Consider the following 19,936-nt stretch of genomic DNA (forward strand, 5'->3'; position numbering starts at 1 on the left):
TTAATTTCAACTCATTTTTTATGAATTCACTTTTTAATGGAATATAGTCATAAAGAATCCCGCCGCAACAGCACTTCCAATTACTCCTGCAACATTAGGTCCCATTGCATGCATTAGAAGGAAATTCGTACGATCAGCCTTCATTCCTTCAGTTTGTGATACACGGGCAGCCATAGGAACTGCGGAAACCCCCGCTGAACCAATTAATGGATTGATACGTCCACCTGTTACTAAACAAAGTAGTTTTCCAAAGAGTAGCCCTCCTGCTGTTGAAAAACAGAATGCCGCAAGCCCCATTGCAATAATTGCAAGTGTCTGTGGACGAAGGAATACCTCTCCCTGAGCTGTAGCTCCAACAGATAATCCAAGCATAATAGTTATCATATTACAAAGAGCATTCTGAGCAACATCTGATAATCTTGCTACCACTCCACATTCCCTTAATAAATTTCCAAACATCAACATACCAATCAACGGTGCAACCGATGGTAAAAGTAATATACAGAATGAAGCAACAAATATTGGGAATATAATTTTTTCTGCCTGACTTACCTTACGTAATTGTTTCATCTTAATTTTACGTTCTTTTTTTGTAGTAAGTGCTCGCATAATAGGTGGCTGAATCATTGGAATCAATGCCATATAGCTGTATGCTGCCACGGCTATTGGTGCAACCAATTCTGGCGCAAGATTATTTGCTATGTATATGGCTGTAGGTCCATCCGCTCCTCCGATGATTCCAATAGCTGCTGCCTGCTGTGGTGTAAAAATCCCTAATCCATTTGCAAAGATAAATGCACAGTATATTCCCAGCTGTGCAGCTGCCCCTAAAAGCAGACTGATTGGATTGGCAATTAATGGTCCAAAATCCGTCATTGCTCCAACTGCCAAAAACATCAGACAAGGAAACAAACTAGATTTCACCCCCGCATACATGACACCAATTACTCCCGCATCATACCAATGCTCCATCTCGTTAAAATATCCAAACACACCTGAATCAGGCATATTTGATAAGAAAATACCAAAGGCAATTGGAAGAAGGAGCATTGGCTCAAATTTCTTTCTTATCGCAAGATAAAACAATATGAAAGAAATTAAAATCATCACACCGGACTCCCATGTCATTTTTGCAAATCCGGATTCCTGTAATAATTGAGAAAGAATCTGTAAAAAATCCAATTTAATTTCCTCCTTCTAATTTAAAGTTGCCAATACCTGATCTGTTTCTGTTACATCACCTGGCTTAGCCGAAATAGATGTTATTGTTCCATCTCCCGAAGCAACAATTTCAGTTTCCATTTTCATAGCCTCCATGATGAAAAGCGTCTGTCCAGATTTAACACTTTGTCCAACTGCCGTCTTAACTTCTAAGATAGTTCCTGGCATCGGACTATTAACTGTAAATCCTGAACTGGAAGCTACTGGGGCTGTTGTCTGAACTGGTGCTGCTGTAGGCTTTGGTGTAACTACAGGGGCTGGCGTTGTAACTGGTTCTGCCTTTTTCCCTGTGGCTACCTCTTCATGGGTAAGCATATGGAATGGAGATACTCTTTCCACTTCTACCTCATACTTTTTTTGATTCATTGTTACAATATACTTCATATCTTTTCTCCTTCACTTGTATGTATTCTAGTTTTTAACGAATCCTATATTTCTCTAATACTAGTTATCCTGATATTTTCAGGTTCGGTGCAAAGATCTTCACATACAACCGAAATAATTGCTGCACCTATTTCTTCATCTGTTAATCCTTCTTGATGCTCACTCTGGGGATTTGCTGGCTTCCCGCTTCTGTTATTTAAAAATTCAAACATTTTTGAAAATAGTGTAATCATAACAGCTAATAACGTCAATGCAATCAAAACAACAACAAGCCCCATTACTGAAATCAACAAGGATTGCGAAACCGACATCGTATCACTTGTCCACAACTGCTCCACCTCCTAAAAAACATTTACCCTTAATCCTATATGCTTCATACCAGAGTAGGTAAGGTTTTATATGTATCACATGCCCTTATTATCCCATACCTCCTAGCAAAATTCTTCCTTAATATTGGTAAAAAATTGACCAATATTGCTATATGTAAACTTTTAAAAATGAGCTAATTATAGATATTTACACTAAATTTATTTTTCTTAAAATCTTACATTGCTAAGATTAACATTGGGAAAATAATAGAAAAATAACTCCGATTATGTATTATCACATTCAATATTGACCATATTTTTTATATATGTTACAATTTTTTTATATTTTTTAATTTTCAGCAATTTCAGTATTAAACTTATTTTACTATGAATAACAGTTCAAACTTGGCTTGGGTTTTATCAAAATATTTTATATGACCCTTGCCATAAATAATGTCATTGCATTATAGTAAACTTTTAAGAAATTTTATAACAATATATTTAAATTATGGGGTGGGATATATATGGAAGTCATGGATATTACCAAAGAATTTTCAATTCAATTAAAAGAGGATTATGGTTGGAATATGCACAAGCTTCACTTTCATGATTATTTGGAGTTTATGCTTGTTTTATCTGATGATGGAGAGTTTTTTCTTCAAAAAAATATTTGTGCAATTAAGCAAAACACACTATTTATTATTAACAGTTCTACGCTTCATCGTACTGTTAATACTTCTAACTTACAGCATTTCAAGCGCTATGTACTGCACATTTCACCACTGCTGCTTTCACAAATCAGCACATCGCGTACAAATTTTTCATCTATGATTTCAGACCATTTTTATTGTATTCCACTAACACCAGAGCAATCTGAACATATCATTAATCTCTCTGAGCAATTAATTAACTTGCCAAAAGACAATTTTGGTGCTGATGTTCGTTGTAAAATAGTATTACTGGAATTCATCCTAGAAGCAATGTCTGCAGCCACTAATAGGCCAACAGCCGTTGAGATGACCAATGGGGATTATAATCGAATTCTTCCTGTACTTCAATATATTGAGGATCATTTTACAGAGCAGATCTCTCTTGAGGACTTATCAAAATATTTTTCAATTAATAAGTATCACCTTTGTCATATGTTTAAAAATGTTACTAGTTTTAGTATATTTGAATATATAATTCAAAAAAGGATACTAAAGGCCAGAGAATTGCTTCGCTCTCCTATATCCGTTCAAGAAGCTGGTGAATTGGCAGGATTTCAAACCAATTCATACTTTATCCGTACATTTCGTAAATACACTGGTCTATCACCACGCAAATATGCTCAGCAGTATATTCAGAGTGAAAATAGTACACTTATTGACATGAAAAAAAGCCAGAAACTTATCAAATAAATCTAATAAAAAATAATCGCCTTAAAGAAGCTAATTACATATTTAATATTTCTAAATAAAGTTTGATATTAAAATAAAATTGAATAAGATTATGGGAGTGAATAATATGAATTATGAAAAATTACGTCAATTTAGAAATAGCCACAACAACTTTGCTGAATTTTTAGGACTGGAAATCACAGAAATCGGACCTGGTTATGCCCGTGCCAAGATGCCTGTACGTAAGGAGTTCCTAAATCCCATCGGTTCAATACATGGTGGGTGCATCTTTACCATTGCTGATGCAGCTGGCTGTTCTGCTGCTAGTTCCTATGGTTACCATATTACAACCATCAGCAACAATTTAAATTTTTTAAATCCTGGAATAAATACAAATATTCTTTATGCAACCACTAGAGAAATTAAGCGTGGAAAAAAAATTCTTGTATATGACGTATCAGTAACTGATGAAAATGACATTCTTCTTGCAGAGGGTATTTTTTCATTTATGTCTCTAAATAAGCCTATCGAATTATAACATGCTATAAAGAATTTACCCCCAATAAAAGCTTTACATTAGCTTTTACTGGGGGTAATTAATAATTAAAATCTAAAAATAAGTTGTCCAAATTTTATTTTTACTAATTATTTGAAAATACTACCTAAAATAGATAAAATAATCGGATTATAGATATCATCTATAATTACTGCAAAAGATGGATATAAAACCCATGCTATTGTATGCCATCCGTATTGATCCATAATGGCTTTTTCATTAGCTACTGCATTTGAACCTGATCCACAAGCCCATCCAACGTTTCCTGCTGCCATAACAGCTGCACCGTAGTTTTTTCCAAACATTCTATAAGAAACAAAAATTGCAAATGCAGCAACTAGTAGACCTTGTGCTAATAATATAACTCCCATTTTACCTGCAACTGGAATTAATGCAGTAATATCAATACTCATAAGTACTAATGCTAAGTACAATTCCAAAAACATGTGCTCAATTGCATCTATTTCTGGAGTATAGAACTTAATATTAAGAGCTTCCATCACATTACGTCCAATAGCACCTGCGAAAATACAACCTATGAATTTAGGCATTTCTATATATGGAATGTTATCAAGCAACGCATATATTGGCATTCCTAAACCAGCAAGTAACAATATCAATGCAAATGCAGAAATCAATCTATTTGCATTTAATTCTACAACTTTTCCTTTTCCTTCGCCTTCTGGTCTATCATTTGGATCTGGCTTTAACTTATTGCGGTTTATTAAGAAAGCTCCAACTGGACCACCAATTAAAGAACCCATAACGTTTCCAAGAGTTGCAGCTGCAACACCTATTGTAACTGCACTAGCAACACCTGCCGCTTCAAAGGTTGCACCAAATGCAGACGCTGTTCCAACACCACCACTCATTGCTGAAGAAGAACATTGTAGAGCAAGTAGTGGATGTAACCCTATTGCCTTTCCTATAAGAAGTCCTAGTATGTTCTGAAGTGTGATTATAAGACAAGCTGCAATTGCAATTTTACCACATAATTTCCCTCCAGCTTTTTTCAGCATTTTTGTACTGAAACCAAAACCTACACACAAGAAGAATATGTTCTGACATAAATCTTGAATAAGTGCTTTATCAAAGCTCAATCCAATAATACCAGCCCCTTTAATGATTGATATTACAATTGACAATAGTAATCCTGACACAACTGGTGCTGGTATAGCATACTTTTTCAGAAACTTAAATTTTCTAACCATCGCTCTCCCCATGAAGATTACGAAAGCAGCAACTAAAAGGGCGGTTAAATACTCAATTTTAAAGGTTGCTACAGCTCCATCAGCTGCCGGGGTATATTTCCCAAAATACTCTAAAAATTTTTCCATAAAGTAATTCCTCCAATTTTAAGAATATCAATTGCTTTATACAGTTAGAAAATGACTAGTATATTTCCAATTGCAAAATATTTTGATAATTAAACTATATCATAATCATTTATTCATTTCTTCAACAATATTGTTTATTTTTTGACCTAAATTGCTTTGTGTAATCGTCCTCAAGATTAATCAAAATTACAAATATGCATTAACGCCTCCCACTTGTAAATAGAAATTTAATGTCTTTCAAAACAAAAAAATCTCCCCTAGAATCAATCTCTAAGGAAGAAAAACAATTGCATGTTTGTTATTTTTCCTATATACACTTAGAGTCACTTCAAACATTTTAGTAAAAGCTCTGGTAAAGGACTCTGGTGTTTCATATTGATATTTATAAGCTAAATCTATTATCTTCCCATCTGTATTCACAAGCTCATAAGCAGAAGAAACTAACCTACGATTTCTAATATATTCTTTTAAAGCTATTCCTGTCATTATGCGAAATACATTGTGAAAATATGAAATTTTATATATTATTAACCTAATACCAATTGATCTGAAACTTGGTACACAATAGTTGCTCTTATATTTTTCGTCTTTTTTCCTATAAATTCTATGAGTGAACATAAAACACACTTCAATATTTACTTAAGGTCCTTTAAAACCTTTGATTTCAGCCTATTTCTTTACTATCTTACTACCGTCTCCACATGCCTTGAGTGTACAAAAAAGATGCCTCTTGAAGCTGGTATCCCCTTGACGTCAATTTAATTGTCCTGCTATTTCCAATTCTTTTTCTGCTGTTTCTTTACTTGGTAACATGATATCATCTCCTAAAATGTAAATAATTATTATTTTATAAAATTTACAAGTTTGTATCGATTATCCTTATAGAATATTATATTAAATATCCTATAATCATGAAAATTATCCTTTATATCAAAAACCACGTAAACGTTAACTTGAGTCACTTGACAGAAATTTAATTGATAAATATAATTAATTTGTCGATTAAATTTAATGATTAATAGTTAAATTTATAATATATTGAGGAGGAGTTTTATGGAAAAATATAAAAGTAACAAATCAGGACTTACGTTAATTTTAGGAATGATAATAATAGCAATATGTTTTCAAGTTCTTCGTATCGTACCAATTAGTTTTAAGATATTAGACGCTATAAGTGTAGTATTTAACGCTATCTTAGCTGGAGGATTTTCTTTCCTTATCTTAAGAGATGAATTTACAGAGTGGTTTAAGCACTTTAGCTTTAAATGGACAATAATAGGTATTCCATTGTTAATAATAACTTCATTAATATTTGGTATTGTATGGAAAACCATTTCAGTTGCTCAGCCTGTTGCAAATGAAATTAATAGTGTATTAACTTGGACCTATGTTGGGTCTCATGTTCCTTTACTTCTAATGGGTGAAGAATTATTATGTATCCCATTATTATATGGAGGATGGAAAAAGCTAGGAATGAAATTCTGGCAAGCTTCACTTTTATGTGCAGTTTTATTTGCAGTATGGCACCTACCTTCATATGGATTTAACTTACTACAAGTTTTAATTACTATCATACCATCTAGATTAATTCTTAATTATCTATTTAAGAAAACTGATTCAATTTGGGTAACTTGGATTGTTCATATTGCATTTGACATTTTTTCTTTCCTTCCAGTATTACTTCTTAAATAAAAAGATGCATTATGTGTCTTTTTTTTATATTCCACATTTTGATATAAAACTAATTAAAAGTCATGAACCACATCTAAGTGCAATTCATGACTTCATCTATCCTATATTCACAATCTTACCTACATCTAATTTGTTAACTCTTCACACAAAAAATGAACTCGTCCATTCCAATCCTATGATACTTTTCCAATCCATAAGCCATCACCAGTAATAAAAATAAGAATTTTCATGACTAAAAGTCACTGCTGTAAGTTCGAAAACAAAATAACAAGATCCTTTAAAAAAACAGTTCTCCTGCTTTATAGCCCTCAGGCAATTCTTCTTCACTTAAAAACTTAAAGTTGTCATCCTTCAGTATTGGTAAAAATACTTCGTATGGTATCCTTGAAAACTCACAGCCATAGCTGCTAGCTCCGAACCACTTACCTTCTTTGCTACTCAAGTTTAAATTTCTCGCAAACTTTGTATGATTTGAGCAATCATGAACTGCTAAATCCCAGTTTTCTTCCTCAGCTATTTTCATGAATTTAAGAGTTAATTCTCTGCTCCAAGTTGGAGAAATATAGCCATGTCTGGAAATATACATGTTTTCGCCTTCATAATTGTGTATATTATTCTCATTTAAATGTAGCTCTGCACAATTCATAAAATCCAGATTTGTGTCTAAAATTGCTTCCTTTTTCTCAAAAAATCCTTCGAAAAACTCAGGAGTCATTGGAGTTTCAATTCCTACATTTTTAATATATTTTTTAGCAAGTCCAATATTTTTTATAACTTTATCTGCACAATTAGTTGCCCCTAGGTTGAATCTTATTTCGTCAAGGCCTGCTTCTGCTAAAGCCTTCAATGTTTCTTCCGTAGCTAAAGTACCATTGGTGTATAAATGTTGATGAACCCCTGCCTCACTAAACTTCTTTATAACAGGATAGTACTTTTCAATTTCCATAAAAGGCTCTAAATAAACATAACATACCCCTGTAGGCTTCTTATGTATGGAAAGAAGTAAATCTATATCCTTCTCATAAAACTTAGTACCTCCAATTTCCCACATACCTTCACCTATGGGCGGCTGATCATCTAATTCTCCATAGTTATAACAGAATTTACACTCTATGTTACATTTGTTGGTTTTTCTAATTGCACTTAAGCCAGTTCCCATAAGACAAGAACGGCATCCCATTGCAAACTTTCTTTCATTTCCCACAAAATAAGTTCTATTCCCTAGAGTTTTTAAGTTTTTAATTTCCGACATTAAGATATTATTTCTATGATCAATTGACTCCTCTATTTGTGCAAAGGTAGCGTATATGATTTCCTGTTGTTTTGTCATAAGCTCCTCATCCTCTGGCAGCATGGCAAAAAACTCAAACCACATCAACGCATCTTCTTTTGAAATTTTCATTATGTATCCTCCTCTAATTTATCGTTAGCGTAAAGTTTTTACAATTTTTATTTTATAAATTCTTTATATATCAAGGTTTCTAGAGTTTTTTGTATAAAAAACAATGGCCCCCTAATTTTAATTATTTTCCAACTTCTTATTTTTATCGCTAAATATATATTTTTAAAACATGCATTGTAACATTTTTTATTATGCAAGATTTCTTTGAATTTGTAAAGTTTTGAGTTTGATGATAAAAAGGCTGAAATCTTAACAATAGACAAAATGCCCTTCTTTTACTTCAACTAATTGACCTTGTTCCTCTGAAATATTGTGTATAGTAGAATTATAGCTCATATAGTTTCTCTTTTCATTACCTTCTGGCTCTGGAACAAGTATTGATGAAAGCAATGCTTTAGTGTAAGGATGAATTGGATTTTTATATAATTCCTTAGTTTCAGCTAACTCAACAATCTTTCCATGATACATAACACCTACTCGATTGCAGACATATCTTACCATCCCTAAGTCATGGGAAATAAATAAACATGTTAGCCCCTTCTCTTTTTGAAGTTTTTTGAATAAATTAATAATTTGAGCTTGAATTGAAACATCTAAAGATGCAATAGGTTCATCAGCAATGATGAATTCCGGATTGAGGCTAAGAGCTCGTGCAATTCCTACACGTTGCCTCTGTCCACCTGAACATTCATATGGGTACTTGTCCTTATAACACTTATCTAGTCCAACTAAGTCCATTAATTCACAAACCTTATTCAATCGCTCTTCTTTATTCCTATACAATTTTTGAATTACAAGTGGTTCCTCAATAATTTCTTTTATTGTCATTCTCGGGTTTAGCGATGAAGTTGAATCTTGAAATATTATTTGCATATTTCTATATATAAATTTTTCTTCAGCTCTATAATTTTTAGTATCTGATATAAGTTTTCCCCTAAAAAAAATTTCTCCAGCTGTTGGCTTATAAATATTAATAATACTTTTACCTGTAGTTGATTTACCTGAAGCTGATTCACCAACCAAGCCAAATATTTCTCCCTTGTAAATATCAAAGGATATATCATTAACTGCTTTAATTACAGTATGTTTATCTAATTTAAAATATTTTTTTAAATTTTTGACTTCTAATATTTTTTCATTTTTCATATTATATCACTCTGCATTCTTGAATAAGCCTTAATAGGAGGCTCTATTTTGGGGGCATCTTTGTGTAAAAGCCAAGTTGCTGCACAATGGGTTTCACTAATACTAAACATAGGCGGTTCCTCAAGATAATCTATCTTTAAAGCATATTTATTTCTTTGTGCAAAGGCATCACCTTTGGGAGGATTTATTAAATTAGGAGGCATTCCTGGAATGTAACTCAAAAACTCCTTACCACAATCTACATCAGGTAAAGAAGACATTAATCCCCAAGTATAAGGATGTCTTGCATCATAAAAAATATCCTTAACTGTCCCAACCTCAACAATTTTTCCAGCATACATAACTGCAATTCTTTGAGCTAAATTAGCAACTACCCCTAAATCATGTGTAATAAAGATTATAGATATTCCAAGCTTTACTTGTAATTCTCGAATAAGGTCTAATATTTGTCTTTGAATAGTTACATCTAAGGCAGTGGTTGGTTCATCAGCAATAAGTACTTTAGGCTTACAGGCAATAGCCATAGCAATAACAATCCTCTGTCTCATACCACCTGAAAAATGATATACATATTGATTAAATCTTTTTTCTGGGTAATCAATTCCAACAAGCTTCAGCAATTCTATACTTCTCTTTTTTGCTTCACTCTTACTCATTTTTTCGTGAATTAGTACTGCCTCCATAATCTGTTCTCCAATAGGAATCGTAGGATTTAAAGAAGCCATAGTGTCTTGAAATATCATAGATATCTCTTTCCCCCTTACCTTATTCATAGATTTTTCCGATAAATTTGTTAAATCTTTGCCATCAAGAATAACCTTTCCACTTTTTATGAACCCATTCTTAGGAAGTACTTGCAATAAACTTTTACATAATACAGATTTTCCACATCCTGATTCACCAAGTATCGCTAAAACTTCTCCTTCTTTCAAAGTAAAGGAAACATCTCTTACCGCTTGTAATTCTCCTTCTTTTGTTATGATGCTTACAGATAAATTATTCACCTGAAATAAATCTCCCATTGTTACACCTGCCTATTAAAAATTACAAAGGCATTGAAATATGCCTCTGTAATTGTATATTTTTAAATTTTCTACTCAATTGTCCAATCTGCTACATTCCAGAACATACCAACACCATGATGTCCTAGTATTGTCTCCTTTGTTATGCCTTTTATATTAGGCTTTCCAACATATTGTGCATCAATATATACAATAAATGTATATGGCATATCTTTAGCTAACTCCATTTGGAATTCACTATAATATTTTTGTCTATCTACCTTTATATCTGTTTCTCTTGCTTTCTTTAACAACTCATCAACCTTAGTATTTGAATAGTAATTGTAATTATTACCCTTTTCTGTTCCAAATACTTTATAAGTATGATCATCTGGATCAAATGGGCTTCCCCATCCAATAAGGTAAGCATCTTGATTCTCCCAATCAATCTTTGATAGTACGGCAACATTCATATCTGCACCAATTGCTTTAAATTGTTGAGCACAGATATTTGCTATATCTACTCTTACCTGGTCTCCTTCGTTACAATTTACAGTAAATGATAATTTTTCACCATTCTTTTCATATATTCCATCCTTTGAAAGCTTCCAACCTGCTTCTTCAAGGATTTGTTTTGCTTTATCTGGATTATAATCAAATTTCTCCATATTCGGATTATCATACTCTCCTGCCTGAAGTGGTGAATATGCTACTTTACCACGTCCTAATATAACGCTATCTAAAATAGCTTTTCTATCAACAGCATAACTTAAAGCATTGGGTAATTCTCTATATTTTTTAAAGAAAGCACTATTAAAATTATACATTATACCTCTGTAATCAGATGTTTTCATATCATAACAAACAAAATCCTTGTTATTTTCAAATTGCACCATATCACTAGGTGTAACCTGAGCTAAATCTAATTCTCCAGATTTTAATTGTAATGCTCTTGCTTTAGTATCTTCCACAATTTTAAATACTATTTTATCAATTTTAGGTTCTTTTTCATAGAAATCTTTATTTTTTACAAGAGCAATACTTTGTCCCTTATCCCAGCTTTCCATTTTAAATGGACCAGTTCCGATTGGAAATTGATTAAACTTATCTGTTGCAATATCCTTTCCTTCTAAAAGATGTTTAGGTAGAATACCGATTGTTAAGTAATCAAGGATTGCTACGTTTGGTGTTTTTAAAGTTATTTTAATAGTAGTCTTATCTACCACTTCAATTTTAGTAATATCCTCATAATTAGATGCAATTTCTGATGCATTATTAGTATCCATAATTGTTTCTAAAGTAAACTTTACATCATCAGCTGAAAAAGCTTCTCCATCATGCCATTTAACATCTTCTCTTAACTTAAAAGTGTATGTATTTGTAGCTTTATCAACTTCCCAGCTTTTTGCCAGGCTAGGAACAACATTATTATTTTCATCATGTATAGTAAGCCCCGTGAAAATCAATGAATTAATTTCTCCATGTTCATATAACGCAGGATTAATACTTGAATAATCCCCACTTCCATAAACTAAAACTTTTTCCTTGGATGTTGTCTCCTTTTGTTTACCACATCCAGACAGTAAACTAATACTCATTACTATTGCTAATCCCCAAATTAACCATTTTTTTAATTTCATAATTATACCCCTCATATAATAAATTTAATTTATATAAAATTGCATTATTTATAATGAATGTTGCAATTAACATTGATAAATTATAGCTTTATAAATTACTAAATTCTTTATTATTTTTCTTCCTAATATAATTCCCTATATTAGTAATACAAACTAATGTAGTCACTAAAAATATTCCAGGAATCAAAATAATCCACCAGTAATTTGATAACAATGCCTTTTCTGATAAAGAAAGCATGCTGCCCCATGAGATGATTTCAAGTGGAAGACCAATTCCTAAAAAACTCAATGTTGATTCTATTCCAATAGCAATACCAACATTAGTTACAACCATAAACATTATTGATGAAATGAAATTTGGAAACAGATGTCTTCTTAAAATATAAAAGAATTTTCCTCCTGTGCACCTAGCTACCCAAATATATTCATTATTTCTAATTTGTCTTACTTCACTTCGTACAATCTTAGAAATATTCATCCAACTAGTTATTCCAATTACAATAGATATGGATACTGGATTTGCTTTCCCTATCATTGCTTGAATAAATATTATAATTAAAATAGATGGTATACTAAGTACAATTTCAGTAAATCTCATCATCATATCATCTACTAATTCAGAAGCAATCCCACTGATACTTCCATATATAACTGCGATGGTAGTTGATATCACCGTAGCAAGTATACCAATAATTAAAGAAATTCTACCACCATACCAAACCATACTAAAAATATCTCTGCCTAAAGAGTCAGTACCAAAATAGAAGGTACTATTAGGAGCAATATTTATATTACTCAAGTCCATATAAGCTGGATCTAGTTTAGTTATTACTCTTGGAAAAATACATCCTAGTATTATTATCAACAACACTCCTATAGATATATAAGGTTTTTCCTTCAGAGCTTTTTTAAAACCTTTTTCTTTAACTACTTCTATCTCATCTAAAATATAATTTTCTCCAACTATTTCAAAGTCGCTGTGACTGTATTGTTGTTCCAATCACCTCACCTCCATCATGCTTCATTCTAGGATCTATCCTATTGTTAATAACTTGAGCCATTATGTTTACAATAACAACTAAAATCCCTGTTATCAAACAAATCACCATTAGCATATTGTAATCATGATATTTAGCACTCTCAAAACAAAGTGTACCAAGTCCAGGGTATGAGAAAACTTTTTCTACAACATAAGTCCCAGCTAAAATATGCGGAAGGGATATTGCCATAATACTAATATAAGAGGGCATTATGTTTCTTAAACAATGTTTATAAATAATTATCTTTTTATCTAACCCTTTAACTTTACATAGTAATACATAATCCTGTCTGATTTCTTCCAACATCTTGTTTCTAATCATGTAAGCATAGTACCAGAGATGACTTAATATCATAACAGTTAAAGGCAGTATAAGGTGTTCTATTCTACTTAAAAGTTCTTTTGATTTTCCAATGGCATATGCACCACTTGAGGGCAGTATTCCCAAATTAATACTAAAAATCAAAATAAGCACAAGGGATACCCAAAAGGCTGGTATACATGTGGTTATAGTACCTATTTTGCAAATAAATTTATCAATTAACTTGTCCTCATGTGTTGCACAAAAAATCCCCAAAAGCAAGGCTAATAAGAAGGTTAAAACAAAACTAAGTCCACCTAAAATAATCGTATTTATATATACATCTCCAATTACAGTGATGACATCCTGCTTATATTTATAAGATATACCAAATTCCCCCTGTGCCGCATTTGATAACCAACTAATATATTGTTCATATATTGGTTTATTAAGTCCCAGTTTTTCCATTGCCTCTAGTTTTTGTGTAGTATTCATTCTTTCAGTGCCTTCTCCATAATAAGATATCAACGGATCACCAGGTGATAATCTTGCCATATAAAAGACAATAATAGACAATAGAAATATAACAGAAATAAACTGTATTACTTTTTTTCCTATATAAATTATATTGTTCACAATATCCTATCCTCTCATAAACTTAAATAAAATATAAAAAACCACGAAAATTAAGCTCCTTCTTAAAAAAAAGATGCATAAACCTTCGTGGTTTAATTTTAATATGGGCTACTTAATAACCCACTATAATTTTTTATATATTATAATATTTTTATATATTCTCATTACCCTATAAACATTTCTAACTTATAATAATTCTAAACATAAGCTATTTCTCAAAAAATAATCTACTGACTATTCTTTACACAAGATTCGTCTTGCATTAGTTAGTTTAAATCATATTTATATTTTTGTCAACTAAATTCATTCTTTTTCGAAAATTCGCAAAAATATTTATACTTTTTTCTGATTTTGTATAAAATAAGCATCAAATTAAATCATAAAAAATGTAAACAAACTCACATAATTCATAGCTCAAGTGTCTGTAAAAATTGTGCTTGTTCTGGTGGAATATCTATACTTTGAAACTTCATTCCTCCTTCTAACACTGCAACTCTATGTGCATTTTTAGTTCCTTGATATACACTATTCCAACTTTCTCTAACCCTAGCTGGGTTCTTTACTATTTCTGGATGTTCAAGAACTCCTCAGGATTTGCTCAATTTGAAAAGAAACTAGCTCCATATTCTTCAGTTGCTACTGCCATACCTATTGCATTTTTAGCAATAGGTATTGGAGAATAACCAATTAAATCATCAAATCCAAGGCCATGAATATGCGAAACTTCATCACTTCTAGCGGACAATCCTCTCCTTCTTTACTATAAATGTAGTAAATATCACCATTCTCAGTTCTATTCACAGCCATTTTATCTGGCATTAACGGATATAAATCCATCACATTGCCTCTTCCATCACGAACTATTTGTGCATAAGCATTTTCCCATAATAAAATATGAACCATAAGTGTTTCTCTAAACACAAATGATGTCATCTCAGGGTTGGGTTCATCTGCTAGGAGATGATATATTAAATAGTCCATATATTTTTCTTTGCCTGTTTTAGTATATTTATAAGTGTGAAGCGGTAATGATGCTATTGTTTCGGCAAATATCCTAAAACACTCTCTAAACCTTGAATAATCTCCTCCATTTCATATACTCCTGTTTCAACTAGGGTTAATAACAACCCAGCAAATGATTTGCTTATGAAACGAATATCACAAGTTCCGAAATTGCTACGAGGTTTAGGAAAGTATTTTTCTCTATCGAAATAATATGAATATTCTTTAATTCTACTATCCATTTGCTTTCTAAGTGTTTTATTTAACTCAATATTATAATTCTCTAAATATTTTCGTGCTAACAATAATATTCTCTCTTTTTCATTGTAGTCGGAAATGTCATATGAGTTCTTAAAAACTAAGCAGTCAATTCCCAATTCAACCCTCTCTTCAACAGTAGTAATTATTTTTTCTTTATCTTCAGTTTTTAATGACAACAAGTAATTAGTAAGAACTAGACGAATCAAATACGGTGCTGTTACACGTTGTAAAGAAAAGGCATCTCTTATTTGTTCTGTTATTATTTGATATTGTTCTCCCTCTATCGTAAATCTAATATGATCAGGCGGTGTTATTTTTCCTTCTCCAATTTTGACTTTAGCGACAATCTGCCAGTCAATGGTGTTATTGAATGCTAATTGCAAGGCTCTTTTTACAATTGCACTACGATCTAGTTCTAGGTGTGTGTCTATCTCCTTGATTTCAGAGAAGAGTGTCATAATTTGATTTGTCGGTCTTAATGATATTACTTTTTCCATATAAACTCCTTTCAAATATAATGTATACATTGTATACCTAACGTCTACACGTTACCATAAGTTGGAGCTCTTGTCAAGAACAAAACTAAATAAATAAAGTCCCCCTTTCATCATAAACACTTCCACAATTTCTTTAATTCCTTATTGCTCTATATTAGGGTTATATCTCCACATTGCCCCACAGACTTTAAATCTGTAGGGTAATTATTTATTTCATTGAGGAAATACATGAGAAAAAAATACCGCACAATTCATTTTTATCTGAATAATACAGTATCTCTATAAATTATTTATTTTTCACTTGTTATCTTGAAATAGACGACTCTTGACAACATTTAATAGTTCTATTCTTTATAACCTAAACGAATATAACGTTATAATAAATTTATAATGTTTAACATTGCAATTTACTTAACAAATTGCAATTTAGATTTCCATAGTTCCACTAAATACTGTTTTTACTTTTCCTTGAAGTATAACTCTATTTTCTTTTAATCTACATTTTACATACCCTGTCCTATTTGAAAATTGGAAGCCTAAAACCTCATCTTTATTTAATTTTTTTATCCAATATGGAGCCAAATAACAGTGAGCTGAACCTGTTACTGGATCCTCATTAACTCCAATTGCAGGGCCGAAAAATCTTGAAACAAAGTCGTACTTTACGCTATTAGATTTGCTTGTTACTATTATCTCTTCTTTTCTCGCTTTTTTAAGCACATTAAAATCAGGGTCTAAAAGAGATATTTCTTTTTCATCATTAAATTCTAACAAATAAACTATATCATCTTCATAAATATTCTGAGGCAATATAGAAAATGCATTAAGTAAAAATTCATCTCCATTAGATTTTTTTAGGTTTCCTTTAGGAAAATCTAATTCTATCCAATCACCTTTCTTTTTTGCAATTAAACTACCACTTAAAGTATTGAAGCTAATTATATTGTTTTTTTCAACTATTTTATTCTCCCATAATATATGAGCACTAGCTAATGTTGCATGTCCACATAATGACACTTCAATTTTAGGAGTAAACCACCTTAAATTAAACTCATTATGAGAAACTTGCTTTATAAATGCTGTTTCTGATAGATTCATTTCCATAGCAATGCTTTGTAGAACTACGTCATCATAATCCTCTTCTAAGATACATATTGCTGCTGGATTTCCTTTGAATAGGCAATCAGTAAATGCATCCGCTTGATAAATCCTCATTCTTTATCCCCCTTACTAAAGGCTTTTCAACTTTAATTAACTATAAATAGTAACCCATAATCTAAAATAACTACAATTTAAGTTCCATCCTTAAATCTGATTCTTCATATTTATTCTTTATAAAAGGAGTTTCTTTAAAATTAAATCTTTTATACAATTCTATAGCTGAGGTTAACTTGTGATTCGTAAAAAGAATTATGCTTTTAGCATTTTTTTCCTTTGCAACATAAAGACATTTCTCCATTAACATTTTTCCTATCTTCAGTCCTTGATACTTTTCGATAACAGCAAGTTTTACTAACTCAAAAATATTTTCATCAACTCTCACTAAAGATGAGGTTCCTATTATTTCTTCACCATATTTAGCAAAAAATATAAACCCACCATTATCTAGTACGACTTCTTTAGGATTGTTTAACATCTTTTCATCTTCTGGTTCTAATAACTCATATTTTTTAAGCCATTCATAAGAAATTTTCTTTAAATCATTATGATATTTGTCCTCATATTCAATAATCTTTATTTTATCCACATTAAGTTCCCCCCTTCTGAATTGAATATTCATCATTATATCTTATTCTTAATAAACCTCATATACAACTCAATATAATATTAAATTATACCATATTTACCAGTTCTCAAATAGGTATGTAAAACAAATTACCTATACTACCGTACTATTTAATTTTCAAAGAACAATTTATCTAACTTACTTCCTAAATCTTAAATTTGCATATTATTATTTCAACTACATAAACTACTGTTGAAAGGTGGTTATGATATGAAGAAATTTACTGTTATGCTATTAATCTTGATAACTTTAACATTTAGTGCATCTGTTACAACCCATGCACTTGCTAAAAATCTATTTACAGAAGGCTCATATAAATTATCAGACTTCGTTCCTTCAAAAAACAATTCTTACTTCGTTCAAAACATTGCATCAGAAGGTAATTGTTACTTTGCAGTTATGGGTAAAAATGATGCCTTATTACAAGTTATACATCTAACTCCAAAATCACCAAAGTATAATCTAATTCGACTTGAACCGGAGTATAAGATTTTTATAATTGGTGATGGTGAGGTATACGTTCAAAGTGTTCAATAATATATCTTATTGCCATGTATTACCCTAACAATCACTACAAAATTTATGTTTTACATTACTTTTGACTGCATAAACTATTATTGAAAGGTGGCTATTATATGAAAAAATTCACTACCACATTAGTAATTTTGATTGCATTAGTACTTAGTACTTCTATTGTATCTTTTGCATCTGACAACACTACTTATAAAGAAGGTATTTACACATTATCAGACTTTACTCCTACAAAAGATAATCTTTATACCATTCAGAACATTTCATCAAAGGATAATTCTTACTTAATAGTTATGGATGAAAATCTTACTTCATTGCAGTTTCTACGTTTAGAGCCTAAATCACCAAAACGTGATTTAATTCCTCTTGCTCCCAAATACAGAATTGTTATATTTGGTGCTGGAGAAGTACTTATAAAACCAGCAAAATAAAATGTATATTTATTATTTGATCGTCATATGATAGTATTGCCTTACAGCAGTACTCTCATATGACCTTATTCCTGGACTAAGATATTATTTTTACATTGTCTAAATCTTCTAATCTAGCCTTTAGATATTCTTTTATATTTCCACTTACTTTTAACAACTTATTTCTATCTTCATTTTCTATAAATGAACCCTGAATCATAATATTAAATCTTTCATGATCTATAAATCTATCTGTTACTATGTCTGGTGTTAATGCATCTGCCACCATAACACATTCTCTTCTTTTATCTGAGATTAATCTCCTCTTTTATATATTTGCTTTCGCCTTCCTCAATTAGTAATTCAATTGCTCCTTTTAATCCTTCACTTATCATTTTTTATTCCTCCTAAAATTTATTTATTTTACTATTTGTAATCCAGCTGATTCTTCTGTATTTGATACTGAACTTGAAATAATTTATCCAATTTCTTCATCAACCTTCATGTAAGTTTGACCTGGTAACTGTTTCTTAAATTCACCAACTAGAACTTTTCCTTCAAGAGTTCTATCAACTGTAATAGTAGTCTTGATATGCTTCTTAGGTGCTAGCTTAGGTTTACATTCAACTGCTACATACATGGAGTTACTATTTCGATCTTGGAATAGTTGAAGGTAAAAGAAAAAGAAAAGAGAAAGGAGGTTTCAAAACTAAAAAAGAAGCCCAGGAAGGTTTAAGAATTGCTTTAAATAAATACGCAAATATATTCCTCTACAATAGAAAAAAGCTCTAACATTACTCTAGACCATATACTTAATCCTGTAATTTCAAGTACCTCTTCTAGTCTCAACACTTTAGTTTTCTTCATACTTTTCCAAAACTTCCTTAAACCATTTAGGGGCATTGGACTCTTTCCATGTTATATAAAACCCTTGCTCTTTAGCCTTTATTATATTTCTACTAATACTTTTTCCACATAATGTTGTTTCCTGATTAAAAGATATTCTTTTTGATAAATATTCTTTTATAGGCTTTACTGCCTCTTTACCACATTGCATTTGAAGATTTTTATTTTCCCATGATCCAAGTCTAGCTACCATTTCATCAGTATTTATTCTCTTTTCATCCTTATTTTCATCATAGTATACAGACTTATATATAGAAGTTTTTCCCGCTCCATTAACGCCAGCAAATATTGTGTAGCTAGGCATATTAATTACCTATTATCCTTTTCTGTATTCATTTCATACCTCCAAACAAAATTTTATATTACTATAACATATATGTATCAATTATTTTTGATTCAAGTTACTATAACTGTAAATACAGCTAAATAAAGATAATAAACAAGTAAGTATGTTGTAATCAGTTGCACTATTAGCAAAAATTTATATTAGTAATATGTATT

At 31.2% G+C, this 19,936-nt stretch carries 23 protein-coding genes and 2 pseudogenes; 6 read left to right on the top strand and 19 right to left on the bottom strand.

All coding sequences use genetic code 11. The features are described from left to right. Positions 1-33: 33 nt before the first annotated feature. Genes ABDZ93_RS17520 through ABDZ93_RS17530 form a run of 3 tightly spaced genes read right to left on the bottom strand, consistent with a single transcriptional unit; the run spans position 34 to position 1,934 of the window. The gene (locus ABDZ93_RS17520; RefSeq protein ID WP_150845107.1) at positions 34-1,182 is read right to left on the bottom strand and encodes a sodium ion-translocating decarboxylase subunit beta; all 1,149 of its coding nucleotides are present in this window, start codon (positions 1,180-1,182) and stop codon (positions 34-36) included. Between the two features lie 15 nt (positions 1,183-1,197). Continuing rightward, positions 1,198-1,605, bottom strand: coding sequence for a biotin/lipoyl-containing protein (locus tag ABDZ93_RS17525; protein ID WP_343827812.1), 408 nt, complete (start codon positions 1,603-1,605; stop codon positions 1,198-1,200). A 44-nt stretch (positions 1,606-1,649) separates the two neighbouring features. Beyond that, on the bottom strand, positions 1,650-1,934 hold the full coding sequence (locus ABDZ93_RS17530; RefSeq protein ID WP_343827813.1) for an OadG family protein: 285 nt from the start codon (positions 1,932-1,934) through the stop codon (positions 1,650-1,652). Between the two features lie 503 nt (positions 1,935-2,437). Here ABDZ93_RS17530 and ABDZ93_RS17535 point away from each other — a divergent pair. Both ABDZ93_RS17535 and ABDZ93_RS17540 read left to right on the top strand, forming a co-directional pair. Then, positions 2,438-3,313 (top strand): AraC family transcriptional regulator, encoded by an 876-nt coding sequence (locus tag ABDZ93_RS17535; RefSeq protein WP_343827814.1) that lies wholly within the window; start codon positions 2,438-2,440, stop codon positions 3,311-3,313. A 106-nt stretch (positions 3,314-3,419) separates the two neighbouring features. After that, positions 3,420-3,830 (top strand): PaaI family thioesterase, encoded by a 411-nt coding sequence (locus ABDZ93_RS17540; RefSeq protein WP_343827815.1) that lies wholly within the window; start codon positions 3,420-3,422, stop codon positions 3,828-3,830. 107 nt (positions 3,831-3,937) lie between these two features. Here the strand turns inward: ABDZ93_RS17540 and ABDZ93_RS17545 are convergent, their stop codons facing one another. Together ABDZ93_RS17545 and ABDZ93_RS17550 are read right to left on the bottom strand one after the other, a co-directional pair. Beyond that, complete coding sequence (locus tag ABDZ93_RS17545) at positions 3,938-5,185, bottom strand: sodium/glutamate symporter (RefSeq protein WP_343827816.1); 1,248 nt, start codon at positions 5,183-5,185, stop codon at positions 3,938-3,940. A gap of 270 nt (positions 5,186-5,455) precedes the next feature. Then, a complete protein-coding gene (locus tag ABDZ93_RS17550; RefSeq protein ID WP_343827817.1) occupies positions 5,456-5,803 on the bottom strand; it encodes a helix-turn-helix transcriptional regulator in 348 nt (115 codons plus the stop codon). A 435-nt stretch (positions 5,804-6,238) separates the two neighbouring features. Between ABDZ93_RS17550 and ABDZ93_RS17555 the strand changes: the two genes are divergently transcribed. Then, the gene (locus ABDZ93_RS17555) at positions 6,239-6,877 is read left to right on the top strand and encodes a CPBP family glutamic-type intramembrane protease (RefSeq protein WP_343827818.1); all 639 of its coding nucleotides are present in this window, start codon (positions 6,239-6,241) and stop codon (positions 6,875-6,877) included. 277 nt (positions 6,878-7,154) lie between these two features. Here the strand turns inward: ABDZ93_RS17555 and ABDZ93_RS17560 are convergent, their stop codons facing one another. The 10 genes and pseudogenes from ABDZ93_RS17560 to ABDZ93_RS17605 all read right to left on the bottom strand — a co-directional run bounded on the left by ABDZ93_RS17560 (position 7,155) and on the right by ABDZ93_RS17605 (position 17,549). Continuing rightward, positions 7,155-8,279: a radical SAM protein gene (locus tag ABDZ93_RS17560; RefSeq protein ID WP_343827819.1), complete on the bottom strand. Its 1,125-nt coding sequence runs from the start codon at positions 8,277-8,279 to the stop codon at positions 7,155-7,157. Between the two features lie 249 nt (positions 8,280-8,528). Further along, positions 8,529-9,425: an ATP-binding cassette domain-containing protein gene (locus tag ABDZ93_RS17565; RefSeq protein WP_343827820.1), complete on the bottom strand. Its 897-nt coding sequence runs from the start codon at positions 9,423-9,425 to the stop codon at positions 8,529-8,531. Next, positions 9,422-10,447 carry an ABC transporter ATP-binding protein gene (locus tag ABDZ93_RS17570; protein ID WP_343827821.1) on the bottom strand — a complete coding sequence of 342 codons (1,026 nt, stop codon included), beginning with the start codon at positions 10,445-10,447 and terminating at the stop codon, positions 9,422-9,424. Before ABDZ93_RS17570 ends, ABDZ93_RS17565 begins: the two co-directional genes overlap by 4 nt. Positions 10,448-10,518: 71 nt before the next feature. Then, positions 10,519-12,066: an ABC transporter substrate-binding protein gene (locus ABDZ93_RS17575; RefSeq protein WP_343827822.1), complete on the bottom strand. Its 1,548-nt coding sequence runs from the start codon at positions 12,064-12,066 to the stop codon at positions 10,519-10,521. Positions 12,067-12,154: 88 nt separating this feature from the next. Beyond that, positions 12,155-13,066, bottom strand: a complete 912-nt coding sequence (locus tag ABDZ93_RS17580) for an ABC transporter permease (RefSeq protein ID WP_343827823.1) — start codon at positions 13,064-13,066, stop codon at positions 12,155-12,157. After that, positions 13,035-14,042 (bottom strand): ABC transporter permease, encoded by a 1,008-nt coding sequence (locus ABDZ93_RS17585; RefSeq protein ID WP_343827824.1) that lies wholly within the window; start codon positions 14,040-14,042, stop codon positions 13,035-13,037. The genes ABDZ93_RS17580 and ABDZ93_RS17585 overlap by 32 nt, the downstream gene beginning before the upstream one ends. 419 nt (positions 14,043-14,461) lie before the next feature. Further along, positions 14,462-15,104: pseudogene (locus tag ABDZ93_RS17590) on the bottom strand (phage portal protein); the annotation flags it as partial. Then, positions 15,077-15,802 carry a hypothetical protein gene (locus ABDZ93_RS17595; RefSeq protein WP_343827825.1) on the bottom strand — a complete coding sequence of 242 codons (726 nt, stop codon included), beginning with the start codon at positions 15,800-15,802 and terminating at the stop codon, positions 15,077-15,079. The gene ABDZ93_RS17595 and the pseudogene ABDZ93_RS17590, both read right to left, overlap by 28 nt. Positions 15,803-16,228: 426 nt before the next feature. After that, a complete protein-coding gene (locus ABDZ93_RS17600; RefSeq protein WP_343827826.1) occupies positions 16,229-17,017 on the bottom strand; it encodes a PhzF family phenazine biosynthesis protein in 789 nt (262 codons plus the stop codon). Between the two features lie 70 nt (positions 17,018-17,087). Next, a complete protein-coding gene (locus ABDZ93_RS17605) occupies positions 17,088-17,549 on the bottom strand; it encodes a GNAT family N-acetyltransferase (RefSeq protein WP_343827827.1) in 462 nt (153 codons plus the stop codon). A gap of 249 nt (positions 17,550-17,798) precedes the next feature. Here ABDZ93_RS17605 and ABDZ93_RS17610 point away from each other — a divergent pair, with 249 nt between their 5' ends. After that, the gene (locus tag ABDZ93_RS17610) at positions 17,799-18,125 is read left to right on the top strand and encodes a hypothetical protein (protein WP_343827828.1); all 327 of its coding nucleotides are present in this window, start codon (positions 17,799-17,801) and stop codon (positions 18,123-18,125) included. A 98-nt stretch (positions 18,126-18,223) separates the two neighbouring features. Continuing rightward, positions 18,224-18,550: a hypothetical protein gene (locus ABDZ93_RS17615; protein ID WP_343827830.1), complete on the top strand. Its 327-nt coding sequence runs from the start codon at positions 18,224-18,226 to the stop codon at positions 18,548-18,550. 76 nt (positions 18,551-18,626) lie between these two features. Here ABDZ93_RS17615 and ABDZ93_RS17620 read toward each other — a convergent pair whose 3' ends face one another. Both ABDZ93_RS17620 and ABDZ93_RS17625 read right to left on the bottom strand, forming a co-directional pair. Next, positions 18,627-18,818, bottom strand: coding sequence for a hypothetical protein (locus ABDZ93_RS17620; protein ID WP_343827831.1), 192 nt, complete (start codon positions 18,816-18,818; stop codon positions 18,627-18,629). 189 nt (positions 18,819-19,007) lie between these two features. Beyond that, positions 19,008-19,169 carry a hypothetical protein gene (locus ABDZ93_RS17625; RefSeq protein ID WP_343827832.1) on the bottom strand — a complete coding sequence of 54 codons (162 nt, stop codon included), beginning with the start codon at positions 19,167-19,169 and terminating at the stop codon, positions 19,008-19,010. A 23-nt stretch (positions 19,170-19,192) separates the two neighbouring features. Between ABDZ93_RS17625 and ABDZ93_RS17630 the strand changes: the two genes are divergently transcribed. Further along, on the top strand, positions 19,193-19,321 hold the full coding sequence (locus tag ABDZ93_RS17630) for an Arm DNA-binding domain-containing protein (RefSeq protein WP_343827908.1): 129 nt from the start codon (positions 19,193-19,195) through the stop codon (positions 19,319-19,321). Here ABDZ93_RS17630 and ABDZ93_RS17635 read toward each other — a convergent pair. Next, positions 19,274-19,396 (bottom strand): hypothetical protein, encoded by a 123-nt coding sequence (locus ABDZ93_RS17635; RefSeq protein WP_343827833.1) that lies wholly within the window; start codon positions 19,394-19,396, stop codon positions 19,274-19,276. The two genes, ABDZ93_RS17630 and ABDZ93_RS17635, sit on opposite strands and share 48 nt — an antisense overlap. A gap of 52 nt (positions 19,397-19,448) precedes the next feature. Continuing rightward, a pseudogene (locus ABDZ93_RS17640) lies at positions 19,449-19,739 on the bottom strand (ATPase); the annotation flags it as partial. Positions 19,740-19,936: the final 197 nt, after the last annotated feature.

This window comes from Clostridium subterminale, assembly GCF_039521425.1.
In the GTDB taxonomy this organism is placed as follows: Bacteria; Bacillota; Clostridia; order Clostridiales; family Clostridiaceae; genus Clostridium_J; species Clostridium_J subterminale.